Origin of the sequence: Isoptericola chiayiensis, assembly GCF_013149805.1 — a bacterium.
In the GTDB taxonomy this organism is placed as follows: Bacteria; Actinomycetota; Actinomycetes; order Actinomycetales; family Cellulomonadaceae; genus Isoptericola; species Isoptericola chiayiensis.
This window is the reverse complement of the sequence record NZ_JABEZT010000001.1, coordinates 203,103-224,908: the sequence shown is the minus strand read 5'-3', so window position 1 is coordinate 224,908 and position 21,806 is coordinate 203,103. Positions and strand designations below refer to the sequence as shown.

The following is a 21,806-nucleotide window of genomic DNA, read 5'->3' as shown; positions in this document are numbered from 1 at the left end:
CGGATGGCCCACGCACGACCCGAGGTGTCCGTCGTCGTCCCCGCGCGGGACGCCGGCGGGCACCTGCCCGACGCCCTGAACAGCCTGACACGCCAGGGGCTGGACCCGACCGAGTTCGAGGTCCTCGTCGTCGACGACGGCTCCACCGACAACACCGCCGCCGTGCTGGACGACTACACCGGGGCGCTTCCGGGGCTGCGCGTGGTGCGCCACGACGAGCCCCGAGGAGTGTCGGCGGCGCGCAACCGGGGGATCGCGGAGTCGCGCGGGGCGTGGGTGACCTTCCTGGACCCCGACGACTGGTACTTCCCGGGGCACCTGGCCGCGATGCACGCCGCTGCCCGGCACCACGACGTCGACTTCGTGGTCTGCGACCAGGTCCAGGCGTACGGCAACGACCGCAGGATCGTCCGCGCGCCCGAGCCGCGGCGGCACGTCCCGCTCGACCCACGCACGGGCATCATGCCGACCACGCGGTCCACGATGGTCAACTATGTGCAGGTCTCCTCCCGCTTCGTCGCCCGCCGGGCGGTCGACGACGGGCTGGCCGGCTTCGACGAGACGCTCCCGACGGCGGAGGACCGCGAGTGGGCCTGGCGTCTGCTCCTGGACGCCCGGTCCTACGTGGTCGTGGACGCCCCCGGCTACGTGTACCGCCGCTCCGTGGCCGGGTCCTTGACCGCGATCGGCGACGCACGCCAGATCGGGTTCCTGGACGCCTACGACACCGTCCTGGACCGCTTGCACCGGGAGGACCTGCTCGAGTTCGAGCCGAAGCTCGCCCGGGACGTGCTCGCCGTCCTGCACCACCACGTCAAGCGTCGTGAGGCCTACCCCGACGAGGTGTGGTCCCGCATGACCGACCGGGCGCGAACCGTCCTGTCCCGGTTCGACAAGGACGTGGTCGCGCGTCAGGTGGCGGGGATCGGGCCCGAGCGTGCCCGGGCCATCCGCAAGCAGGGGGTGACGTGGTGAGCGCACCCGTCCAGGTCGTGACCGCGTCGACGCTGTTCGGCGCGGCGACCGTCTCCGCCGCGTGGGACGCCGGAGTCCTGCCACGCCGCGAGCGCACCGTGCTCGTGGTCCAGCACAACGTGCCGGTCCCCGAGGTGTCCGACGACTTCACCTCCTCGCAGGCGTTCGCCGCGCTCGCCGACCGCTTCGACGCCGTCGTGCACTGGAACGACGTGATCCGGCCCTACCACCCCAAGGAGTGGAAGCCCCGGCCGGCCGACGCGCCGCTGTGGGAGCGGCTGCTGCGCGAGCGGTGGCGACTGGGCGACGGCCCCGTCGAGCTGGTGGGGGAGTCGGTGGCGACACCGCCCACGGGGACGCTCGCGGCGATCTTCGCCTCCGCGGCGGTGAGCGTGTACGCCGACGGCCTCATGGTCTACGGCCCCACCCGGTTCGACGTCGGGCACGCGCTCGGCGGGCGCGTCGACCGCGTCCTGCACCTCGACCTGCTGCCCGGGGTGGAGCCGACGCTGCTCCACGAGTGGGGGGCGCCCGGGGTCGTCGTCCCGGCGGAGTCCTTCCGCAAGGTGATCACGGCACTGTCGGCCGCGGCCCACGGGGCGGCCACGGACGTGGAGCGGTTGCCGGCTCCCGGGACGTACGCCCTGGTCCTGGGGCAGTACATGGCGGCGATCGGTCTGCTGTCGGAGGCCGACGAGGCCGACCTGCACCGCTCGATGGTCGACGTCGCCGCGGAGCAGGGGTTCACCACCGTCCTGCTCAAGCCGCACCCGTCGGCTCCGCGGCAGGGCACCGAGGATCTGGTGGAGCACGCCCGGCGCCGTGGGGTGCGCCTGGAGGTCGCGCCGGCCGCGGTCCTGGCCGAGGCGCTGTACGAGGAGTCCGCCCCCGGTCTGGTCGTGTCGTGCTTCTCGACGGCGCTCGCCACCGCCCGTGCGACCTACGAGATCCCCGTACGCTCCGTCGGCACGCCGATGCTGCTCGGTCGGCTCGAGCCGTACCAGAACTCGAACCGTGTGCCGACCGTGGTGGTCGACGCCCTCGGACGTGACGGCGGGCGGTGGGCCGATGACGCACAGCAGATGCAGCGGCTCGTGCGTGCGGTGTCGTACTGCCAGCAGCCGGCCCTCCTGCCGGAGCTGCGCGACGACACCGTCGCCCTGCTGCGCGAGCTCGACGACGCACGCCTGCGGCTGTGGTTCCGCCGGAACCGCCTCACGGCCCTCGGGCTCCCCGGCGGGTTCCCCCTGCCCTGGTGGCGTTCGACGGCCGTGGTGCGCTTCGCCGACGCGGTGGACCGCCGGGTGCTCGGCGGTCGCCTGCGCCGTCTCGTGCGGACCCGGTACCGCAGCGCCGGTGAGGACGTGCGTGCGGCCGTCGGCGTCGCGAAAGGGCAGGTGGAGCGTGGGTGAGCCGGAGCTCGTCGAGCTGTTGCAGGGCCTCGACAGCGTGCCCGAACGTTGCGGGGTCACGGTCGTGGCGTGCGTGCGGGACGAGGAGGCCTACCTCGAGGACGCCGCCCGGTCCGTCCTCGACCAGGACTACGACGGGCACCTGCTCCTCGTCCTCGCCGTCGGCCCGTCGCACGACGCGACCGCCCGGATCGCCGCGCGGCTCGCGGCCGAGGACGACCGCGTCGTCGTGGTCGACAACCCGACGGGATCCCGGTCCGTCGGCCTCAACCTCGCGATCGACCACCTGGGTACGGACGTGGACCACCCCGTCGTGCTGCGTGTCGACGGGCACACCGAGCTGCCGCCGCAATATGTGCGCCGGTGCATCGACCTGCTGCGCAGCACCGGGGCGGTCGGGGTCGGCGGCCTCATGGCGCCGGTCGGCCGGGGTGCGGTCCAGGAGGCCGCGGCACGGGCGATGAGCCATCCGGCCGGGATCGGCGCGGCGTCGTTCCACACCGGTGGCGTCGCGGGCCCGGCGGAGACGGTCTACCTGGGTGCGTTCCGGCGTGCGGCGGTCGATGCCGTCGGCGGGTACGACCCCACGCTGTTCCGGGCCGAGGACTGGGACCTGTGCCTGCGGCTGCGCCGTGCTGGGGGGGTGCTGTGGTTCGACCCGTCGCTCGTGGTGGAGTACCGGCCCCGACGCACCCTGCGTGCCGTGGCCAAGCAGTTCTGGCGCACCGGGATGTGGCGCCGTGAGGTGGTGCGCCGCGACCCGTCGACGGCGGGGCTGCGCTATCTGGCGCCGCCCGTCCTCGTCGCCGGGCTCGTCGTGTCGGCCGTGCTGGTCGGCGTCGGGCTGGTCGCCACCCTGCCGGGTGTCGCAGCGGTCGGCGCCGCGCTGCCGGCGGCCTACCTGGTCGGTGTGCTGCTGGCGGCGACCCACGCGTCAGTGCGTGCCCCGCGACTCTCCGTCGCCGCGGCGCTCGTCCTGCCGGTCGTCCTGGTGACCATGCACGTGTGCTGGGGCTCGGGGTTCGTCCGCGGGCTCACCGCGCGCGCGGCCGTCGACCATCGCGCCTGACCCGAACCTGCGCCCGACCACCGAACTGCGGCGCGCCCGGCCAGCTCTCGGTCAGGCGCGGCGCAGCCGAGCGGAGACGGCGACGGGCAGCGCGCTGCGCCCCGCCGCCCACAGGTGCCGGGGCGGGCTCCACGGCGCGACACGGCGCAACGGCGCGAGCCGCCCGCTCCGAGCCTGCGCGGCGAGGTCGCGGACCACGTCGGCGACCTCGTCCCCGGTGTGCAGGTAGCCGTCCTCGCACCAGCTCGCGTCCGGCGTCGGACCGCCGTGGCGCAGCACGTCGGCGACGTCGTCCAGCGCGGCCAGGCATCCGGAGTCCGCGAACGGTTCGTTGAGCTGTGCGGGCCCGACGCCGAAGTCGGCGAGGAAGACGGTGGGCAGCCCACGCGCCATGGCCTCGAGCGCCGCCGTCGAGCTGACGGTGAGCAGCGCCGTGCCCGGTGTCAGGTGGTCTGCCATGGGCCCGACGGCGAAGCCGACAGCGTCCGCCGGCCGTCCGAGCGTCCGGTGCTCGGCCGCCCAGAGCTCGTCCAGCGGGTACGGCTCGTTGTGCGTCTGCCGCTCGCCGGCACGGGCCCGGAGCTTCACGGTGACCTCGAGGCCGTCGTCGGAGAGCGCCGCGAGCCCCGCGAGGAGCCGCACCCGGTCCTCGCGGGTGCCGGGCACCTTCGCCTGGGCGGCGAGCACCACCCGGTGAGGGAGGCCGGGGATCCGGGTCGACGAGTCGGGCTGCTGCGGCACCTGGTCGAGGAACGGCAGCCGGGCGAGCGCCAGCCGGGGCGCGGTGCCGTGCGCGGCGAACGCCGCACGGTACGGCCCGAGCTCCTGGCGGGCGTGGACGACGAACGCGTCCGACCATCGGCGCCACCCGGTGCCCCGCGGCGTGGCCGGCAACGCCATCCCCGGCAGTCCGGAGACGAGCGCCGGACGGCGACCCGCACGTGTCGCGCGGACGACGTGCCGTGCGACGAGCTCGGCGACGGGGCCGGTGGCCGCGACCAGGACGACGTCCGGGCCGTGTGCCGCCACGATCCGCCCGACCTCCCGGGGCCCGACGACCGCAGGAAGCGGTGCGCCGGTCCCTGCCACCGCGGCACGGACCTGGTCAGGGGTGGGTGCCAGGGGTGAGCGGACGACGACGGACGCGACCTCGGGTGCGCCCGGACCGCCGTCGTGCAGCCTCGCGAGGGTCCACGTGGCCCACTTGAGATACGAGTCGGAGTCGGCGACGGCGAGGACGCGCACCGCCGTCATGCGGCCCACGACCGGTCAGCGCCCCCGCGCGTGGCCGCCGCGGTCCGGGCCAGCCCGACGGCGAGCCCCAGGTGCTCGCGCAGGGCCGGTGCGGCCCGCGGCGTCCACCACGACGGCGGGACGTCCTGCGCGACCACGGGGACGTCGCGGTGCGCGAGCAGCCGGGTGAGGGTGACGGCCGACGTCGACGGCAGCGAGACCACGCGCTGGCCATGGCGCAGACCACGGAGGCGGACCTCGACGGGAGCGCCGGGGGAGTCCACCTGCACCCCGGGGAGATCCTCGAAGACGGCGGTGACGAGCGGGTCGTGACGACGGTGCGGGATGTAGCGCACGGGCCCGTCGGCGGCGAGACCACGCAGCCAGGCCGCGTACTGGTCGGCGTGCACCAGACGGTCGGCCACGAGCCCCGAGCCGACGACGACCGTCGGCTCGTCGATGCGCTCGTCGTCGTGCGGGACGTCGCGGGAGGCCAACCACTCGAAGGAGTGCTCGACGACATGGACGCCGAGCCGCTCGAGCGCGGCGCGCCGGTCCGATCCGAGCGGCAGCATCGTGAAGAGGGTGACGCGCCCCTCGCCCGCCCAGCGACGCACCCGGCGGGACGCCAACGATCCCAGCGCGTGACGGAGCGGGCGCGTGGGCGCGACCAGCCTGACCAGGGGTTCCCCGGCGATCAACCGGTCCGCGAGGTCGAGGGTGGCCAGACCGTCGTCGACCACGACCAGGTGCTCGGGGGACGGGCCGCGGACGGCCGCGGCCTGGAACACTCCCGAGAAGGCGTCCCCGACCAGCACGTGGCGGGCGGAGCCGGTCGTGAGCCGGGGGGGCCCGACGGCGACGGAGAGGCCGGCCGGCGCCCCGAGCCTGCCCAGCGCCTCCACCGACCGGGCGAGCGCCGGCACGTCCTGACGGGCCAGGAGGCGGATCTGGCGCCCGGCGATCCCCGCGGCGTGCGCCTCGACCGCGCAGAGCAGCTGCAGGGGCGACTCGACCAGTGAACTCACAGGGTCAGGGTGACAAGCCGGGGCGACGTCGAGGCGGATCGCGGGTTGCGCGCGGATGAACGCCGGGCGACGGCAGGGTCACGGTGCGCCCGCTCGCTCGTCCGCCGCTGCTCAGCGGGTGTCGCGCTCCCGGACGAGAGCGTCACGGGTGGTGATGCACTCCTCGACCAGCTCCTGGAACCGGGTGCTCGACTCGTGGCGCTCGAACCCGAAGTAGTGGTCGCGGAGCCTGGCCCGTTCGGCACGGTGCGGGTCCGCGTCGAGGTTCCGTCGGATCGTCCCCGCGACGTCCTCCACCGTCGTGGCGTCCACGACGTCGGTGCCCCGTGCGACGGGGGCCTCGCACTCGAGCCGCTCACGGTCGGTCCGCCGGTCCGTCAGCACGATCGGCGCCTCCGGGCGGAGGTAGAGGAAGTCCAGGCCGACGGAGGACACGTCGGTGACGAGCAGGTCGACGCCGTCGAACACGGCCAGAGGGGCGTCGTGGAACGGCATGAGGTGCCGCTCCGCCGCGCGGTTCGCCGACTCGATCATCCCGACCAGGGTGCGGTGCGCTCTGGCGCACGCGGGGTCCGTGCCCTCGACGACGCGAGGATGCGGGCGGTAGACGAGCCGGAGGTCCGGGTGGGACAGGACGGCACGCACGATGACTTCCCCGTAGCGGTCCAGCGAGGTGTAGTTGTTGGCGTCGTTCTCTCCCGACCAGGTCGGGGCGTAGAGCACCGTGCGCACTCCGGCAGGAGCCGGGGGGAGGACGGGGTCGACGTCATGGTCGAGCTGCGGGCGACCGCAGACCGCGAGCCGGTCGTCGGGCAGGTTGATCAGCGCCCGGCGATGGCGTTCGACCGCGGCCCGGCCGGCGACCACCACGCGGTCGTACGCCTTCGCCTGGTTGGAGACCATCGAGATCTTGTCGGACTCGCCGTGGTTGACGTGCACGTGCAGCGCGTCCGGGTAGATCAGCGACTGGAAGTTGAGCATGCCGTTGTTGACGTAGACGACGACCTTGGCGTCGACCTGCCGGTAGGCCGCGAGGACGTCGTCGATGCGGTGGGCCAGCACCACGGGCAGCGACGTCTCCTGCCGCAGGAGGCGGCTGGTGGTGGCGTCCCGGGTCAGGACCAGGAGGGGTCGGTGCTGGGCGACCGCCTCGAAGACCGGGAGCCACTGGCGGATCTGGTACAGGGTCGCGGGCTGGTCGCCGAAGTAGGCGACCACGGGCGTGCTGCCGTGCTCGGAGACGTCGGTGCTCGACTCGGCACCACGCTCGGCTGCGGAGACGAGCAGACGCTTGGCGTGCACGCCCCAGCGGATGAGGGTGCCGGCCGCCCACGACGTCGCTCGGGTGACGGGACGAGCGGGAGTGCGGACTGTCGGCATCGGCCTTCCTGCGCCAGGTGTGCTGAGGGGACAGGGCGAACGTCGACCTGTAGGTAGGATCATACGGTCGGATCCCCTGAAGGACAGGTTCGCATCGCATCGTGACCCCCGTGAAGACCGCGACCTCGGGTGCGCAGGACGCCGGACGTCCGCGGCCGCCGGAGCCGCCCGATCCCGTCGTCCCGTCGACGTCGTCCGCCGAACGTCAGGCGATCGCCGAGCAGTTCGGCCTGACCAAGATGGGCGTCCGTCCGCCGCTGTGGACCTACATCAAGGACGTCGCCCGTCGCGGAGCGTTCATCCGGGTGCTGGGCATGTCCTCGGCGTACGCACGCAACCAGAACACGTACCTGGGCCAGCTCTGGGCGGTCCTCAACCCGATCCTCAACGCCGCTGTCTACGTGCTCATCTTCGGGATGCTGCTGAACGTGAGCCGCGGCGTGGACAACACCATCGCGTTCATCGTCATCGGTGTCTTCCTGTTCCGCTTCGTCGAGCAGTCGGTCAACGGCGGTGCGCAGTCGATCGCCAAGCGGTCCAACCTGATCCGGTCGCTGCACTTCCCCCGCGCCGTGCTGCCGCTGTCCAACGTGATGTCGCACCTGACGACCCTCGTCCCGGCGCTGGTGGTGATGTGCCTCATCGTGCTGGGGTCGGGTCTTCTGCCCGCCTACGAGCCCGTGCCCGTCACGTGGCAGTGGCTGCTGCTGATTCCCGCGGTCGGCATGCTCTGGGTGTTCAACATGGGCTTGGCGTTCGTCATGGCACGCCTGGTGGCGATCACGCCCGACCTCGACAACGTCATCAGCTTCATCCTGCGGCTGGCGATGTACGGATCGGGCGTGATCTTCCCCGTGGTGCGGTACGTCAGCGAGCTTCCCGAGTGGATGCAGGGCTGGATGGGCACGATCCTGGAGTTCCAGCCGATCGCCGTCTATCTCTACCTGGGCCGGTCTTCCCTGATGAACGAGGAGGGTTTTCCGCAGGAGCCCTTCATGTGGGTGCTGGGTGCCGTCTGGGCCGTCGTGTTCTTCGTCGTCGGGTTCATCATCTTCTGGCGTGGTGAGGAGAGGTACGGACGTGACTGACGACGTGGCCGAGGCCGACGCCCATCTCGACTTCGACCTCGAGGACGAGTCCGACGACGCCGGCGAGCACGCGGAGTCGATCCCGCTGGGGGACCCCTGCCTGGTGGTCGACGACCTGCACATCGTCTTCCGGGTGTTCGGCGGCAAGAAGCGCGAGAGCGCCAAGAAGCAAGGGCTCCACGTGCAGGACGCCACTCCTGTGCGACGCAATCCCGTCAAGCGGCTCCTCGGCGCGGGACGGCAGCACGTCGGTGCCGTCTCGGAGGTCCACGCGGTCCGTGGGGTGTCGTTCACGGCACGTCACGGCGAGTCCATCGGGATCGTCGGGATCAACGGGTCGGGCAAGTCCACCCTCCTGCGGGCGATCACGGGGCTGATCCCGCCGCACACCGGGTCCGTCTACGTCGATGGCGAACCCGCCCTGCTCGGTGTCAACGCGGCGTTGATGCCGCAGATGACCGGGGCCAAGAACATCGAGATCGGTGGTCTGGCCCTGGGGATGACTCCTCGGCAGATCGACGAGAAGTTCGACGAGGTGGTCGAGTTCGCCGACATCGGCGACTTCGTCGACATGCCGATGCGGACCTACTCGTCGGGGATGGCTGCGCGCCTGCGGTTCGCGATCAGCTCCGCCGCCGTCCCCGACATCCTCATGGTCGACGAGGCGCTCGCGACCGGTGACGCCGCGTTCAAGGCGCGTTCCAAGGCGCGGATCGAAGAGGTCCGCGAGCAGGCCGGGACGGTGTTCCTGGTGAGCCACTCGATCTCGACCATCGAGGCGATGTGCACGCGGGTGCTGTGGATGCACCAGGGTCAGCTCGTCATGGACGGTCCGGTCGAGGAGGTTACCGAGGCGTACCGCGCCTTCGTCCGCGCCCACCGGCAGGCCCGGTCCAGCGCACGGGCCGGTGGTCGGCGCCAGAACCGGCAGGACGGGCAGAGCAGGCAGGACCGACAGCGTCGCAGCTGAGGTCCCGTGGCCGGCACGGCTGCTAGAGCAGCTCCTTGACCTGCGCCACGGCGTCCTCGACGGAGACCGTCGAGGTGTCGATGACGAGGTCGGCGTCGGTCGGCTCCTCGTAGGGCGAGGAGATCCCGGTGAACTCGGGGATCTCGCCCGCGCGCGCCTTCGCGTAGAGACCCTTGCGGTCCCGTGCCTCGCACACCTCCAGCGGCGTGGAGACGTGCACGAGCACGAAACGGCCGGCGGCCTCGGCCATCTCGCGAACCTTCGCGCGCGACGAGGCGAAGGGCGCGATCGGCGCGGCGACAGCGATACCGCCGTGGTACGCCACGAGCGAGGCCACGTAGCCGATCCGTTCCACGTTCAGCTCGCGCGACTCCTTGTCGAAACCGAGTCCCTTGGAGAGATGCTGACGCACGGCGTCACCGTCCAGCAATGTCGTGTGCCGGCCCTCGTCGTCGAGCTCGGCGGCGAGCGCCTGGGCGACCGTGGACTTGCCCGAACCGGACAGGCCGGTGAAGAAGACCACGGTGCCCTCCTGGCGCGCTCCGCGAGCCGCATGTTCGACCTCCGCGGCGACGTCGGGCGGGTACAGCGCGTGCACCTCGTCGGACCAGCGGGTGCCGAGCGTGGCCAGCCGGCGGACGGTGCCCTCGTCGCGGACGTCCGACAGACGGACCGTACGGTCCGCCCCGTATCGTGCGGCGACGGTGGCCAGGTCGAGGCCGCGGCCCGGTGCCCAGGGCACGACGGAGGCGGACGTTCTGGCACCGGTGGCGCCGACGGCGTCACGTACCAGCATGCCGACTCGTGCCAGGCCCGGCGCACCGACGGCTCCGGGAGCAGGGGAACGGCGCTGGACGGGGACCAGGACCAGCACGGCGGACGCCGACGACGTCAGGCCGGGGAGCGCGTCCAGCTCCTGACGGGTGGGTGCCTCGTCGACGACGAGCGCGAGGACCGTACCCTCCGGCCCGACCTCGCGGCGCAGCCCGTGCGAGACGTCGCGCGCCGGGCGGCGCAGCGCCGGGTCCCAGTGCGGACCGGCCGCACGCGCGAACGGCTTGACCGCTTCCGCGGACGGGCCGGCATCCGTGCCACGCAGGACCGCGAGCGGGGTGTTCTCCACGTCGGTGAGCGTCACGGGCACTTGGGGGAGGTCGCCGTCGAGCTGGAGGCGGTCGGTGCCGCCGCCGAGGTGGAGCTCGAGCAGGTCGAGCTCGTCGTCGGACAGCACGTACGTGGCTTCAGGGAGGTTCATGGGTGCGCTGGTCTCGGCAATCAGATCGTCACGGCCTCGGGCTTCGCCGCAATGGTAGCCTCGGCGAGGTTCGCAGCCTGCTGCGCTCCCCATCCCCTGGAGTACCGAGGAGCTTGATGACCACGCCATCGCCGGCCTTCCCTCCGGGGACGCTGGACGACGCCGCCCTGGCGGCTGCGCTCGCCGACGGAGCAGGGCGGGTGCTGCTCGCCCTGCGCGCCGACATCGACGCCGCCGGTGGTGACTTCGAGGCCCGGGCCTTCAAGGACGCCGGTGACGCGGCGGCCCAGCAGTGGCTGGCCGACGCGATCACGCAGGCACGGCCGGACGACGCGGTGCTGTCCGAGGAGGCCAAGGACGATGCCGCGCGCACCGGCGCCGACCGCGTGTGGATCATCGATCCGCTCGACGGGACGCGGGAGTTCGCGGAGCGAGCCTCGGACGGTGGCTGGCGGGACGACTTCGCGGTGCACGTCGCCCTGTGGGCACGCGGTGCGGAAGACGCCACCGCGGGCCCCGGCGGGCTTCTCGCCGGCGCTGTCGCGCTGCCGGCCCGCGACGTCGTGCACACCACCGGTGCTCCGTCGTCGTCCACCGACCTGGACGCGGCCGCCGAGGCCGTGCTGCGCGGGGAGCGGCCGCTGCGCATCGCTGCCAGCCGCTCCCGCCCGCCGGCCTTCGTCGCCGAGCTGGCCGAGCGCGACGACGTCGAGCTCGTCCCGATGGGGTCGGCCGGCGTCAAGGTGGTGTCCGTCGTGGACGGCACCGTCGACGCCTACGTCCACGGTGGTGGACAATACGAGTGGGACTCCGCGGCGCCGGTCGCGGTCGCGCTGGCCGCCGGGCACACGGCGACCCGGCTCGACGGCACCCCGCTCGAGTACAACCGCCAGGACCCCTGGCTCCCCGATCTGTTCGTCTGCCACCCGACCCTGGCCGCGCACCTGCGCGCGGCGCTCCAGGAGGTCGGCGTGGCGATCAAGGAAGGTGCCCAGTCGTGACGTCTCACGTCCTGAGCCAGCTCCGCAGCCTCGAAGCGGAGAGCATCCACATCATCCGCGAGGTGGTCGCGGAGATGCAGCGGCCGGTGCTGCTGTTCTCCGGCGGCAAGGACTCGATCGTCATGCTGCACATGGCGGCCAAGGCGTTCGCGCCGGCGCGGATCCCGTTCCCGATCATGCACGTCGACACGGGCCTGAACTTCCCCACCGTGCTCGCGTGCCGTGACCGGTGGGTCGAGAACCTCGGGATCCAGCTCGTCGTCGCCTCCGTGCAGGACGCGATCGACCGCGGCCTGGTCCAGGAGGAGCCGAACGGCTCGCGCAACCGGATCCAGACGCCGGTGCTGCTGGAGGCCATCGAGAAGAACGGCTTCGACGCGGCCTTCGGCGGTGGCCGCCGCGACGAGGAGAAGGCACGCGCCAAGGAGCGTGTGTTCTCCTTCCGCGACGACTTCGGCCAGTGGGACCCGAAGAACCAGCGTCCGGAGATCTGGAGCCTGTACAACGGCCGTGTCCACCAGGGCGAGTCCATCCGCGTCTTCCCGCTGTCGAACTGGACCGAGCTGGACATCTGGTCCTACATCGCGGCCGAGGAGATCGACATCCCGGACCTCTACCTCGCCCAGGAGCGCGAGGTCGTGAACCGCGACGGGATGCTGTTCGCCGTCAACGAGTTCACCCCGCTGAAGGAGGGGGAGACCTCCGAGACCCGCTCCGTGCGCTACCGCACGGTCGGCGACGCCAACCTCACCGCCGCCGTCGAGTCCGACGCCACCACGCTGCAGGCCATCGTCGAAGAGACCGCCGCCGTGCGCGTCACCGAGCGTGGCGCGACCCGCGGCGACGACAAGGTGAGCGAGGCCGCGATGGAGGACCGCAAGCGAGAGGGCTACTTCTAAGCCATGAGCACCACGATCGAGAACACCGCCGAGGCCATGACCGACGGCTCCGTCGACCTGCTGCGGTTCGCGACCGCCGGCTCCGTCGACGACGGCAAGTCGACCCTCATCGGCCGCCTGCTGTTCGACTCCAAGACGATCTTCGAGGACCAGCTCGACTCGGTCGAGCAGGTCTCCCAGGACCGTGGCAACGACTACACGGACCTGGCGCTGCTGACGGACGGCCTGCGTGCCGAGCGTGAGCAGGGCATCACGATCGACGTCGCCTACCGCTACTTCGCGACGCCGAAGCGCAAGTTCATCATCGCCGACACCCCGGGCCACATCCAGTACACCCGGAACATGGTGACGGGGGCCTCGACGGCCGACGTCGCGCTGATCCTCGTGGACGCGCGCAAGGGCGTCATCGAGCAGTCGCGCCGCCACACGTTCCTGGCGACCCTGCTGGGCGTGCCGCACATCGTGGTGTGCGTCAACAAGATGGACCTCGTGGACTACGCGGAGGACGTCTTCGAGAACATCCGCAAGGACTTCACGGAGTTCGCCTCCCGCCTGCGCGTGCCCGACCTGACGTTCATCCCGATCTCCGCGCTGGAGGGCGACAACGTCGTCAACCGCTCGGAGAACACGCCCTGGTACGACGGGCCCGCGCTGCTCAGCCACCTCGAGCGGCTGCACGTCGCCTCGGACCGCAACCTCATGGACGTGCGGTTCCCGGTCCAGTACGTGATCCGGCCGCAGTCGCACGACGCGCGTGACTACCGCGGCTACGCGGGTACTGTCGCGTCCGGCGTGATGAAGCCCGGCGACAAGGTCGTGGCGCTGCCCGCGGGCCTGGAGACCACCATCGAGGCGATCGACACGGCCGACGGTCCCGTCGAGGAGGCCTACCCCCCGATGGCGGTCACCGTCCGGCTCGCCGACGAGATCGACATCTCCCGCGGGGACATGATCGCCCGGCCGAACAACACGCCCGCCGCGCTGCAGAACATCGACGCGCAGATCTGCTGGATGGACTCCGACTCCGCGCTCGTCAAGGGCAAGAAGTACGCCATCAAGCACACCACCCGGTGGGCGCGTGCGATGGTCAAGGACATCAACTATCGCGTCGACGTCAACACGCTGCACCGTGACGAGGAGGCGACCGAGATCAAGCTCAACGAGATCGGTCGTATACAGCTCCGTGTCACGCAGCCGCTGTTCGTCGACCCGTACCAGCAGAACCCGCAGACGGGATCGTTCATCCTGGTCGACGAGTCGACGAACAAGACCGTCGCCGCCGGGATGATCGGCGGGCTGCCGCACAGCTCCTGACGGCGATCGGCAGGACGTTCTGCAGTGCCGCGAGGCCCCGACATCGTGCTCGATGTCGGGGCCTCGCGGCATTCGTCGGCCTCAGCCCCGACGCAACCGTCGCCGGAGGCGCGACCCCAGCTCGTGGACGAGCTCGCGGCCGCTGGCCGCCTCGATCGCCGTTCCTGAGGGCCGGTGGGCAGCTGCAGCCTTCTCGAGGCTCTTGATCCGTCGCCGCGCCTCCTTCAGGCGTGTCTCGTCGCGTCGGCCCTGGCGGATCACCCCGAGCAGGGCCTCCGCCGCAGCGTCGATCGGTACGACGTCCGCACCCAAGGGCGGTGCTTGTGCGGCTCGGACCTCGGTCGAGAGCCGATCGAGCTCGCCGATCACCCGCACGCCGGACCGGTTGATCGCATCGACGAACTCCAACGAGCGCTCGTGAGCTGCGTCGGCCGCCCAGGTAGGGAGCACGAAGCGGGTGTCGTGCTCGCCGGGCTGTCGTCGACGGAGCAGCGCGGTGGACGCCGCGTCACGGAGCCACTTGCAGTACTCGTGCCAGGTGAGCTCCTCGCGCAGTGTGAGGTTGAGCACTCGCAGGAACTCGGACTCCTCGATCGACATCCCACGGTTCGTGGACTTTCCGTCGAGCGGTGCCGAGGCGAGCAACCCGGTCTCGAGATCCAGCATCCGCTCGAACGCATCGAACAGCAGGTCCGGGCTGGACTTGTCCACGACGACGACGGTGACGTTCTCGGGCCCGAATGCTTGGGCCCACCGGCTGACGACTCTGCCCTGGTCGTGCCGGTCCCTGAACGGGCGCAGTTCGTCGCTCGGGTCGTCCGACAGCACTCCTGCGAGCCACTCGTCGAAGGGCCAGCGGTCGCCCTCTTTCGTCGTCTGCTGCCAGACCGAGGGCAGGAGCGCCGCATAGTTGCGCAAGGTGACGACGACGTGAGCCCGGTCGCCGAGCTCGTCACGCCACCGGGCTGCGGTCTCGTCGTCGGCGTTGGCGCCGAACTCGTGGCCGAGCCAAATGCGGTTCTCCAGGTCCGCATCGATCTCCGCCTTGACCTTGGACCACGCGCCCGCGACGGGGGTCGTCCCCCAACCCCACGAGTGCCCCATGAAGTCATTGACGGCACTGCGGTGGTTGGTCGAGCGCCCCGGGTACCGAACACCGTTCTGGAGAAGCTGGGGGCGCAGGGCCGCCGCGGCGTTCTGGAGGCTGGTCGTCCCGGTCTTCATCAACCCGATGTGCAGGAGTCGAGCCCGCTCCGGCAACCGGAGCGTCGAGGGAGCTTCTTCACTGATCGACATGCGCACCTTTCCGCGGTCGTGTCGTCATCCATCCGATCTCGTCGGCAACGTCGAGCACGACTCTAGAGGCTGCCTTCGTCGCTGCATGACGCTTGGTGGTCGCCACGCCCGTCGCACGCCGTTCACGTCGCTCTGGAATGACAGGCTAGCCTCACGTGATGACCGTTGAAGGGATAAGGTCTCGAGAGAGTCGGATCGAGGGCCGGAGGCCTGCCACGGAGCCCGAGACCCAGCACGGCGTGAGCCGGGTGGTGGTGATCGCCGACGACCTGCCGCCGGCGAGGCTTCGCACCTTCCTCGCCTCCTATCGCGACCAGGAGCTGTTCGTCATCGCTCCCGCGGAGCACGCGGAGTGGGGACTCGATGCCTCTCGGCACCGGTTCCTGACCTTCGACGACGAGGAGTCACCGGGACGGCATCTCGAACGGCTGGGACCGGTAGATAGAATCGTGGTCGTACGATCCGCGAGCGCCGAGGTCCAGGCCGCCATGCTTCGGGAGCTCTTGTTCCACCTGAGTCCTGAGGGCCTGTACGTCGTAGCGCTCGATCCGGCGTCGGAGGTCACCACGACCGACGAGTTCGGTGCACTGCTTCGGACGCTCGCCGGTGACGGAGGCGTCGTGCCTCGGGACGTTCGTGAGCTGCGCCGGGCGGCGCTCCGTGTCCGGGTCGGGCGGCGCTGGATCAGGGTGCGCAAGACCGGTCGGCACTTCCTGAAGCTGAGGGACGACTCGGCGACTCGACTCCTCCGGTCCCGTGGGTCGCGGACCAAGGTCGATGAGCTGGTGGTGGCGCCCGGTGACACCTTCCGTGCGGGCACTGAGATCGTCTCCCACGGCGCGAGCAAGGAGCTGGCGGGACTGGCGACGACCGTGCTCACGCCACCGTTGCACCTGCGCCACTACCAGGGTCACGTAGGGCTCGTGTCCAATGCGCTGACCTTGACCGACCACGAGGTGCTACCGGACTCGTTCCGGCACCATCTCAACCGACGACCATCCAACCCGCGACTGGTCGACGCCGATGCCCGCTTCGGCCGCGTCCCGCAGCGTCTGATGCCGAGGGACGATCTTGGTGGTTCCTACTACCTGCTGGACTCCGAGAACTCGGGCCACTTCGGTCATCTCTTGACGGAGGTCATCTCTCGGCTGTGGGGGTGGGATCGTGCCAAGCAGGATGATCCGGACCTCCGGGCGATATTCCGCATCCGGTATCCGCAGGAGCGCGATCCCGCGCTCGAGAGGACGATCTTCTCGGCGTTCGGTATAGCCGAGGAAGACATCGCCTGGGTCGATCACCCCGTCCGGCTCGAGTCGATGTACGCCGCGACGCCGATGTTCCACAACTCTCGGCCGCACTACGTGCACCCCGGGATCCGGGCGATCTGGCAGCGGATCCGGGACGGGCTACCCGTGCAGGACGGGCCAACGTGGGAGAAGGTCTTCGTCTCGCGCCGCGACACCTACGGCAACCGACGGTGCCTCAACCGCGAGGAGGTCGAGGGCTACTTCAGCGACGCAGGTTTCGAGGTGATCTATCCCGAGGACTTCTCGTTGAGTCGACAGGCCCAGGTCTTCTCCCAGGCGAGGACCATCGCCGGGTTCGGTGGGTCCGGCATGTTCAACGCCCTCTTCGCGGACCGCCTCGAGACGATGATCGTGCTGACCCACGAGGCCTACACGGCGCGGAACGAGGCTCTGATCGCGCTCCCTCTGGACGTTCGCCTCCACTACTTCTGGAACGCTCCGGAGATCGCGCATCCTGTGGGCGGGTGGACCCGTGAGGCCTACAAGTCGGCATGGACCTTCGATCTGCCCAGACACCGCGACGAGCTGGAGCAGGTGCTGCAGGACGGCTAGGCAGAGCCGACCACGGCGTCGGCACTCCCTATGATGTGACGACCCCGCCCCGCTGTCCCGAGGTGGGGGAAGGAGAGAGGGGACGCATGACTGACGTCGGACGCGGCGCCCGGCTGCGGGGCAAGGTGCGCTCGACCGGTGGGCGCGTGATCCGCCGACTCGGCCTGCTGCCCGGCGGGGTGCCTGACGGCCTCGGCGAGGACGCGATGCTTCAGGGCACCACGCTGCCTGCTCGCGCCGTCGTGTTCTTCGGGGACCCGCCCGAGAGCATGTACCAGATCCGGCAGTGGTACCGCGCGCTCGAGGAGCTCGACCGCACCGTCCCTCTCGTCGTGGTGGCTGGGGACTCCCGGACGGCCAGGCTGTTGAGGACCGAGAGCTCACTACGGGTCGTCACCGTCGCGCTGCACGCCACGCTCGACGAGATCCTCACCGGCAGCGACGTGCGTCTCGCGCTCTACGTGAACCACAGCCCGCAGAACTTCACGATGCTGAGCTTCGGTCGACTCGTCCACGTCTCGCTGCTGCACGGGGACTCGGACAAGACCGTGTCGGTGTCGAACCAGCACAAGGCCTACGACCTGGTCTTCGTCGCGGGGCAGGCGGCCGTCGACCGCTTCGCACGAAATCTGCCCTACTTCGATGCCGAGGCGCGGTGTGTGACGGTCGGTCGCCCTCAGGTCGACGGTGTGCCGCAGGTCGCGCGATCGAGCGTTGGAGGCAGGACCACGGTCCTGTACGCCCCGACGTGGGAAGGGGCGAACCCTTCTGTCGCCTACGGGTCGCTGGACGTGCTGGGTCCTGAGCTCGCCCGGGCGGTCGTCTCCGACCCGACGCTGCGGCTGCTGTACCGACCGCACCCGCTCAGCGGAGTCCGGTCGGCAAACTATGCGCGGGCCGACCGTGAGGTCCGGGCGGTGCTGGCAGCCGCAACCGCCGCCGAGCCTGGTGCCGGTCATGAGGTGCGGACGGACGGCGAGCTCACTGAGACGTTCGCCGAGGCCGATCTGCTGGTCTGTGACATCTCCGCTGCCGCGACCGAGTGGCTGCCGACGCTGCGCCCGCTGATCGTGACGGACGTCGCGGCACCTTGGGCGACGATCGCCTCGACGCCCCTCCTGGATCTGACTCCCCGGCTGCGTGTGGGCGATGTCGATGACGCGGCGGAGCTGGTTCGGCGACAGGTGTCCGACGATCCTGGCCGGGAGGACCGACAGCGACTGGTGGAGTACTACCTGGGTGACGTCGCTCCGGGTTCCTCGCTCGAGCGCTTCGTCGGAGCCTGCCGGTCCGCGATCGAGCGACACGAGCGCGAGCTCGCACGACTCGGTCGGGACTGAGCGCGACATCCGGGTACGTCCGGGCGAGCCGGTGGTGAACGTACGATGACGGTGGTCCGGCGAATCGATGCTCGGGTAACCTTCGAGCGGCCGACCTGGATCCGGCTCGCTGCCAGACTGGGGGCTCGGGTCCTGCCTTCGACGACGAGCTAAGGACATTTCAGGGTGCAGGAGTTCACCAGGAGAGCCGTGCGGCGCCTCTACGGCCTCGTTCCCCCGGGGCTTCGTCGTCCCCTCGACGAGCGTCGAGCCGCAGGCCGGTCGGTGCTCGTCTCCGTGGTCGTCCCTGTCTACAACGTCGAGGACTACCTCGGTGAGTGTCTCGACTCGATCCTGGCGCAGACCCACCCGCGACTCGACGTCGTCGTGGTGGACGACGGTTCGCCCGACGGTTCCATCGACATCGCTCGACGTTACGCCGCACAGGACCGGCGGATCCGCATCGTGCAGCAGGCCAACGGCGGGCTGGGTGCAGCGCGGAACACCGGAGTCCGGCACGCCCGTGGCCAGATGCTCTGCTTCGTCGACTCCGACGACACCCTTCCGCCGGGTGCGATCGAGGCGATGCTGCGTTCCTTGCGCGTGAGCGGCTCCGACTTTGCCGTGGGATCTCTCGTCCGGGACACCGTGGACGGCCAGCAGATGCCGCCGTGGGCGAAGAAGCTCCACGCGACGACCCGGCGTGGGCTGGTCTTCGCGGACGAGCCCGACGTGCTCAAGAACGTCTTCGCCTGGACAAAGCTCTACCGCACCGAGTTCTTCCGGCGTGTCGTCAAGGAGTTTCCCGACGGCATCTACGAGGACCAGGCGCCGGCGGCGCGCGCCTACCTGCACGGAACGTTCGACATCCTCGACGACGTGGTGTGCCACTGGCGCATCCGGGACGACGGCACGTCGATCACTCAGCAGAAGTCGACGATGAAGGACCTGGTGGGCCGATGGGGGATGCTGGACGAGCTCGCCGAGGAGATGCGGGACGCGCCGGCCGAGCTGTTGCGTGCCTGGCAGGTCAAGACGATCGGCTTCGACATGAGGCCGTACTACGAGCAGGTGCCGCGGACGCCGTCCGAGTACTGGGACTTCCTGCGTGAGCGGGTGAGGCACTTCCTCGACGAATCCGGCTACGAGATCCTCACGGACGTCCCGGTCTCCGACCGCCTGTTCGCCGCGGCGACCTATCACGGCTACCGGGCAGACCTCGCCACCCTGCTCGAGCGCCGGGAGTCCCAGACGTGGAAGGTTCCTGGACGGATCATCGCGGGGCGCCCCGAGGTGCATCCCGACTACTTCGGCGACCTCGATCTCGAACCCGACGACGTGATCAGCTCGTTGGAGCTCGACGCCGAGGTCCGCACCCGGACGGACACGGTCACCATCAGTGACGGGGTCGTCGAGCTCCACGGGAGTGCACACCTCGCGCAGGTGACCGTCGACGACGGATCGGACGTCCGTCTGCGTGTCTTCGCGCTGGACCGGAACGGCGGGCGGATCGAGGCAGATGTCGCTCCGAACCCCGACCCGGCGGTCGACTCGTTCGCCAAGGATCCCTGGAACGACCACGCCCAGAGCGGGTTCGTCGCCACCGTCGACCTGTCCGCGGCGGAGGATCGAAGCTTCACCTTCGAGGTCGAGATCACGGTCGACGGGTTCAGCCGTTCTGGCGTGCTGGCACGACCGGGGTCGCGAGGCCCGGGTCGGGCCCCGGTGTTCGACGGGCTGGACGTTGACGGCAGGTGGTGCGTGGACCGCCAGAGCGTCGCCCTCGTCGTGCGACGCCTCACGACCAACCGGGTCCCGGTTGTTGGTGCTTCGATGGACGGCACGACGCTCGTCCTCGACGTGGGGGACCACCGGGCGGAGCGCACGGACTTCGTGGCCACGTCCGAGGGGAGGTCGACGACGGCCCGCGTCACGAGCGAGTCGGGCAGGACGACAGCCCGGTTCGACCTGGGCGCGTGGCTCGACACGCCACGGTCCTGGACGTTCTCGGCGACGGGCCTCCGCGGCGAGAGCGCCCGGCGGCTGTCCTGGGCGGCACCGTCGTGCGGCTCCGGTCCCGGCCGGGGTGCGGTCGGGCGGCTTGCGGCCACGCAGTTCGGCAACCTGACGCTCGACTCAGGGCCGCTGGTCGGTGAGGTCGACCAGATCCGGGTGCACGACGCCGGTGTCGAGATCGTCGGGTGGATGACCTCGACGTCGGACGAGCCCGTGCGTTGCCGGCTCACGGGTACTGGCAGCCGCACCTCCGCGGTGGAGGTGACCGGTGGCGACCACGGGGAGTTCCGGGTCGTCGTCCCGCTCGTCGACGAGCACGGCGTGAACCTCCCGCCCGGTCAGCCGCACGAGGTCACCCTCGAGTGCGCTTCGACGCCGGGCGTCGTCCGGATCGGCGCCGGGCTGTGGTCCTCCCTCCAGATAGAGTTGCTCCGTGGCGACGTCCGTGTGGAGCCGATCGCGCTGCCGAGCGGTGCTCCGGGCGTCGTGCTGCGCCCACCGTTCTCCGACGATGCTCGAGGCCGACGACGCCAGCGACTGCTCCAGGACTCCTATCGGGAAGCGGCCGGACCGTTGCGGGACGCCGTCCTGTTCGAGGTCTTCAACGGTCGTTCGGTCGGGGACTCGCCGCTGGCACTGAGCCGAGAGCTGTACCGCACCAGCCCTGGACTGGACCAGTACTGGTCCGTCGCCGACCTGCGCGTCCCGGTCCCGCCGTGGGCGACCGCGGTGCTGCGCTACTCGGCCGACTGGTACGACGCGTTGGCGCACTGCCGCCTCCTCGTCAACAACAACAACTGGCCGTGGTACTTCACGAAGCGGCCGGGGCAGAAATACGTCCAGACGTGGCACGGCACGCCGCTCAAGAAGATCGGCAACCACGTCCCGGACGCCAACCTCTCGATCACCTACCGCCGGCTGATGGAGCGGGAGGCCGCGTCCTGGGATCTGCTGCTCGCCCAGAACGACTACTCCGCCCAGATCTTTCCCGAGGCCTTCGGGTACGACGGCGACGTCCTGGTCACCGGATATCCGCGGAACGACAGCCTCCTCGACGGCACGGCGACGACCACGCGCCGGGAGATGCGTGACCGGCTGGGGATCGGCGACGACGACCGCGTCCTCCTCTATGCGCCGACGTGGCGGGACAACCTGCGCTCGGCGACGTCGTACGGTCGGGTCTCGTACCTCGACGCCGAACAGCTGCCGCGGGGGACGGTCGTGCTCTACCGCGGCCATGCCAACACCGCATCGGCCACGAGCAGCCTGCCGGACTCCGTCATCGACGTCACCAGCCATCCCGACGTCAACGAGCTGATGCTGGCTGCCGACGTCCTGGTGACGGACTACTCGTCGATCATGTTCGACTTCGCGGTCCTGCGTCGACCGATCTACTTCCTGGTCCCGGACCTGGACCTCTACGCGGGTACGACGCGCGGTTTCTACCGCGACCTGCGCAGGATCGCACCCGGCCCGCTCTGCGCGAGCACGTCGGAGCTGGTCGACGCGCTGGCCTCCGACTACTGGGCGGCGCACGGGAGCGACTACGACGCCTTCGTCGCCGAGTTCGCGCCACACGACGACGGACGTGCGGCTGAGCGCGTCGTCGAGCGCCTGACCGCACGACAGGAGCCCTGATGCCGATCCGCCGAGCAGTTAGAGACCTTCTGGCACGGGTCGTGCCCCGCGACC

General features: G+C 70.7%; 16 protein-coding genes. 11 read left to right on the top strand and 5 right to left on the bottom strand.

All coding sequences use genetic code 11. The features are described from left to right. The first annotated feature begins 3 nt into the window (after positions 1 to 3). From HDG68_RS00930 to HDG68_RS00920, 3 genes are read left to right on the top strand one after another with little or no spacing between them, the layout of a single operon-like run. A complete protein-coding gene (locus HDG68_RS00930; RefSeq protein ID WP_172148392.1) occupies positions 4 to 975 on the top strand; it encodes a glycosyltransferase family 2 protein in 972 nt (323 codons plus the stop codon). Continuing rightward, complete coding sequence (locus tag HDG68_RS16835; RefSeq protein ID WP_343037353.1) at positions 972 to 2,387, top strand: polysialyltransferase family glycosyltransferase; 1,416 nt, start codon at positions 972 to 974, stop codon at positions 2,385 to 2,387. Before HDG68_RS00930 ends, HDG68_RS16835 begins: the two co-directional genes overlap by 4 nt. Further along, positions 2,380 to 3,456, top strand: a complete 1,077-nt coding sequence (locus tag HDG68_RS00920; protein ID WP_343037352.1) for a glycosyltransferase family 2 protein — start codon at positions 2,380 to 2,382, stop codon at positions 3,454 to 3,456. Before HDG68_RS16835 ends, HDG68_RS00920 begins: the two co-directional genes overlap by 8 nt. A gap of 51 nt (positions 3,457 to 3,507) precedes the next feature. Here HDG68_RS00920 and HDG68_RS00915 read toward each other — a convergent pair whose 3' ends face one another. From HDG68_RS00915 to HDG68_RS00905, 3 genes are all read right to left on the bottom strand, one after another. Then, positions 3,508 to 4,710, bottom strand: coding sequence for a DUF6716 putative glycosyltransferase (locus HDG68_RS00915; RefSeq protein ID WP_172148390.1), 1,203 nt, complete (start codon positions 4,708 to 4,710; stop codon positions 3,508 to 3,510). Further along, positions 4,707 to 5,717, bottom strand: a complete 1,011-nt coding sequence (locus tag HDG68_RS00910; RefSeq protein ID WP_172148388.1) for a hypothetical protein — start codon at positions 5,715 to 5,717, stop codon at positions 4,707 to 4,709. Before HDG68_RS00910 ends, HDG68_RS00915 begins: the two co-directional genes overlap by 4 nt. Before the next feature lie 111 nt (positions 5,718 to 5,828). Next, the gene (locus tag HDG68_RS00905; RefSeq protein ID WP_172148386.1) at positions 5,829 to 7,097 is read right to left on the bottom strand and encodes a CDP-glycerol glycerophosphotransferase family protein; all 1,269 of its coding nucleotides are present in this window, start codon (positions 7,095 to 7,097) and stop codon (positions 5,829 to 5,831) included. A 110-nt stretch (positions 7,098 to 7,207) separates the two neighbouring features. On the opposite strand from HDG68_RS00905, the gene HDG68_RS00900 reads away from it, so the two are divergent. Further along, complete coding sequence (locus tag HDG68_RS00900) at positions 7,208 to 8,185, top strand: ABC transporter permease (RefSeq protein ID WP_343037351.1); 978 nt, start codon at positions 7,208 to 7,210, stop codon at positions 8,183 to 8,185. Then, entirely contained in the window at positions 8,178 to 9,155 is a 978-nt protein-coding gene (locus HDG68_RS00895; protein WP_343037350.1) for an ABC transporter ATP-binding protein, read from the top strand. The genes HDG68_RS00900 and HDG68_RS00895 overlap by 8 nt, the downstream gene beginning before the upstream one ends. Before the next feature lie 22 nt (positions 9,156 to 9,177). Here the strand turns inward: HDG68_RS00895 and cysC are convergent, their stop codons facing one another. Next, positions 9,178 to 10,410, bottom strand: a complete 1,233-nt coding sequence (gene cysC, locus HDG68_RS00890; RefSeq protein ID WP_172148384.1) for an adenylyl-sulfate kinase — start codon at positions 10,408 to 10,410, stop codon at positions 9,178 to 9,180. Positions 10,411 to 10,526: 116 nt separating this feature from the next. Between cysC and HDG68_RS00885 the strand changes: the two genes are divergently transcribed. The 3 genes from HDG68_RS00885 to cysN are packed head-to-tail and all read left to right on the top strand — an operon-like array spanning position 10,527 to position 13,624. Next, on the top strand, positions 10,527 to 11,411 hold the full coding sequence (locus HDG68_RS00885; RefSeq protein WP_172148382.1) for an inositol monophosphatase family protein: 885 nt from the start codon (positions 10,527 to 10,529) through the stop codon (positions 11,409 to 11,411). Then, positions 11,408 to 12,310, top strand: coding sequence for a sulfate adenylyltransferase subunit CysD (gene cysD, locus HDG68_RS00880; protein ID WP_172148380.1), 903 nt, complete (start codon positions 11,408 to 11,410; stop codon positions 12,308 to 12,310). Before HDG68_RS00885 ends, cysD begins: the two co-directional genes overlap by 4 nt. 3 nt (positions 12,311 to 12,313) lie before the next feature. After that, on the top strand, positions 12,314 to 13,624 hold the full coding sequence (gene cysN, locus HDG68_RS00875) for a sulfate adenylyltransferase subunit CysN (protein ID WP_172148378.1): 1,311 nt from the start codon (positions 12,314 to 12,316) through the stop codon (positions 13,622 to 13,624). A gap of 81 nt (positions 13,625 to 13,705) precedes the next feature. Here cysN and HDG68_RS00870 read toward each other — a convergent pair whose 3' ends face one another. After that, a complete protein-coding gene (locus HDG68_RS00870) occupies positions 13,706 to 14,848 on the bottom strand; it encodes a hypothetical protein (RefSeq protein WP_172148376.1) in 1,143 nt (380 codons plus the stop codon). 311 nt (positions 14,849 to 15,159) lie between these two features. Between HDG68_RS00870 and HDG68_RS17495 the strand changes: the two genes are divergently transcribed. From HDG68_RS17495 to HDG68_RS17490, 3 genes are all read left to right on the top strand, one after another. Further along, on the top strand, positions 15,160 to 16,779 hold the full coding sequence (locus HDG68_RS17495) for a glycosyltransferase 61 family protein (protein ID WP_172148374.1): 1,620 nt from the start codon (positions 15,160 to 15,162) through the stop codon (positions 16,777 to 16,779). 86 nt (positions 16,780 to 16,865) lie between these two features. After that, positions 16,866 to 18,119 carry a CDP-glycerol glycerophosphotransferase family protein gene (locus HDG68_RS00860; protein ID WP_172148372.1) on the top strand — a complete coding sequence of 418 codons (1,254 nt, stop codon included), beginning with the start codon at positions 16,866 to 16,868 and terminating at the stop codon, positions 18,117 to 18,119. A 165-nt stretch (positions 18,120 to 18,284) separates the two neighbouring features. Then, complete coding sequence (locus tag HDG68_RS17490) at positions 18,285 to 21,752, top strand: CDP-glycerol glycerophosphotransferase family protein (protein ID WP_172148371.1); 3,468 nt, start codon at positions 18,285 to 18,287, stop codon at positions 21,750 to 21,752. Positions 21,753 to 21,806 lie beyond the last annotated feature (54 nt).

Excerpts from the sequence above, each read along its gene's own strand:
- HDG68_RS00885 (WP_172148382.1), top strand. The coding sequence starts at position 10,527 with ATGACCACGCCATCGCCGGCCTTCCCTCCGGGGACGCTGGACGACGCC.
- HDG68_RS00860 (WP_172148372.1), top strand. The coding sequence starts at position 16,866 with ATGACTGACGTCGGACGCGGCGCCCGGCTGCGGGGCAAGGTGCGCTCG.
- cysC (WP_172148384.1), bottom strand. The coding sequence starts at position 10,410 with ATGAACCTCCCTGAAGCCACGTACGTGCTGTCCGACGACGAGCTCGAC.
- HDG68_RS00930 (WP_172148392.1), top strand. The coding sequence starts at position 4 with ATGGCCCACGCACGACCCGAGGTGTCCGTCGTCGTCCCCGCGCGGGAC.
- cysN (WP_172148378.1), top strand. The coding sequence starts at position 12,314 with ATGAGCACCACGATCGAGAACACCGCCGAGGCCATGACCGACGGCTCC.
- HDG68_RS00870 (WP_172148376.1), bottom strand. The coding sequence starts at position 14,848 with ATGAAGACCGGGACGACCAGCCTCCAGAACGCCGCGGCGGCCCTGCGC.
- HDG68_RS00915 (WP_172148390.1), bottom strand. The coding sequence starts at position 4,710 with ATGACGGCGGTGCGCGTCCTCGCCGTCGCCGACTCCGACTCGTATCTC.
- HDG68_RS00905 (WP_172148386.1), bottom strand. The coding sequence starts at position 7,097 with ATGCCGACAGTCCGCACTCCCGCTCGTCCCGTCACCCGAGCGACGTCG.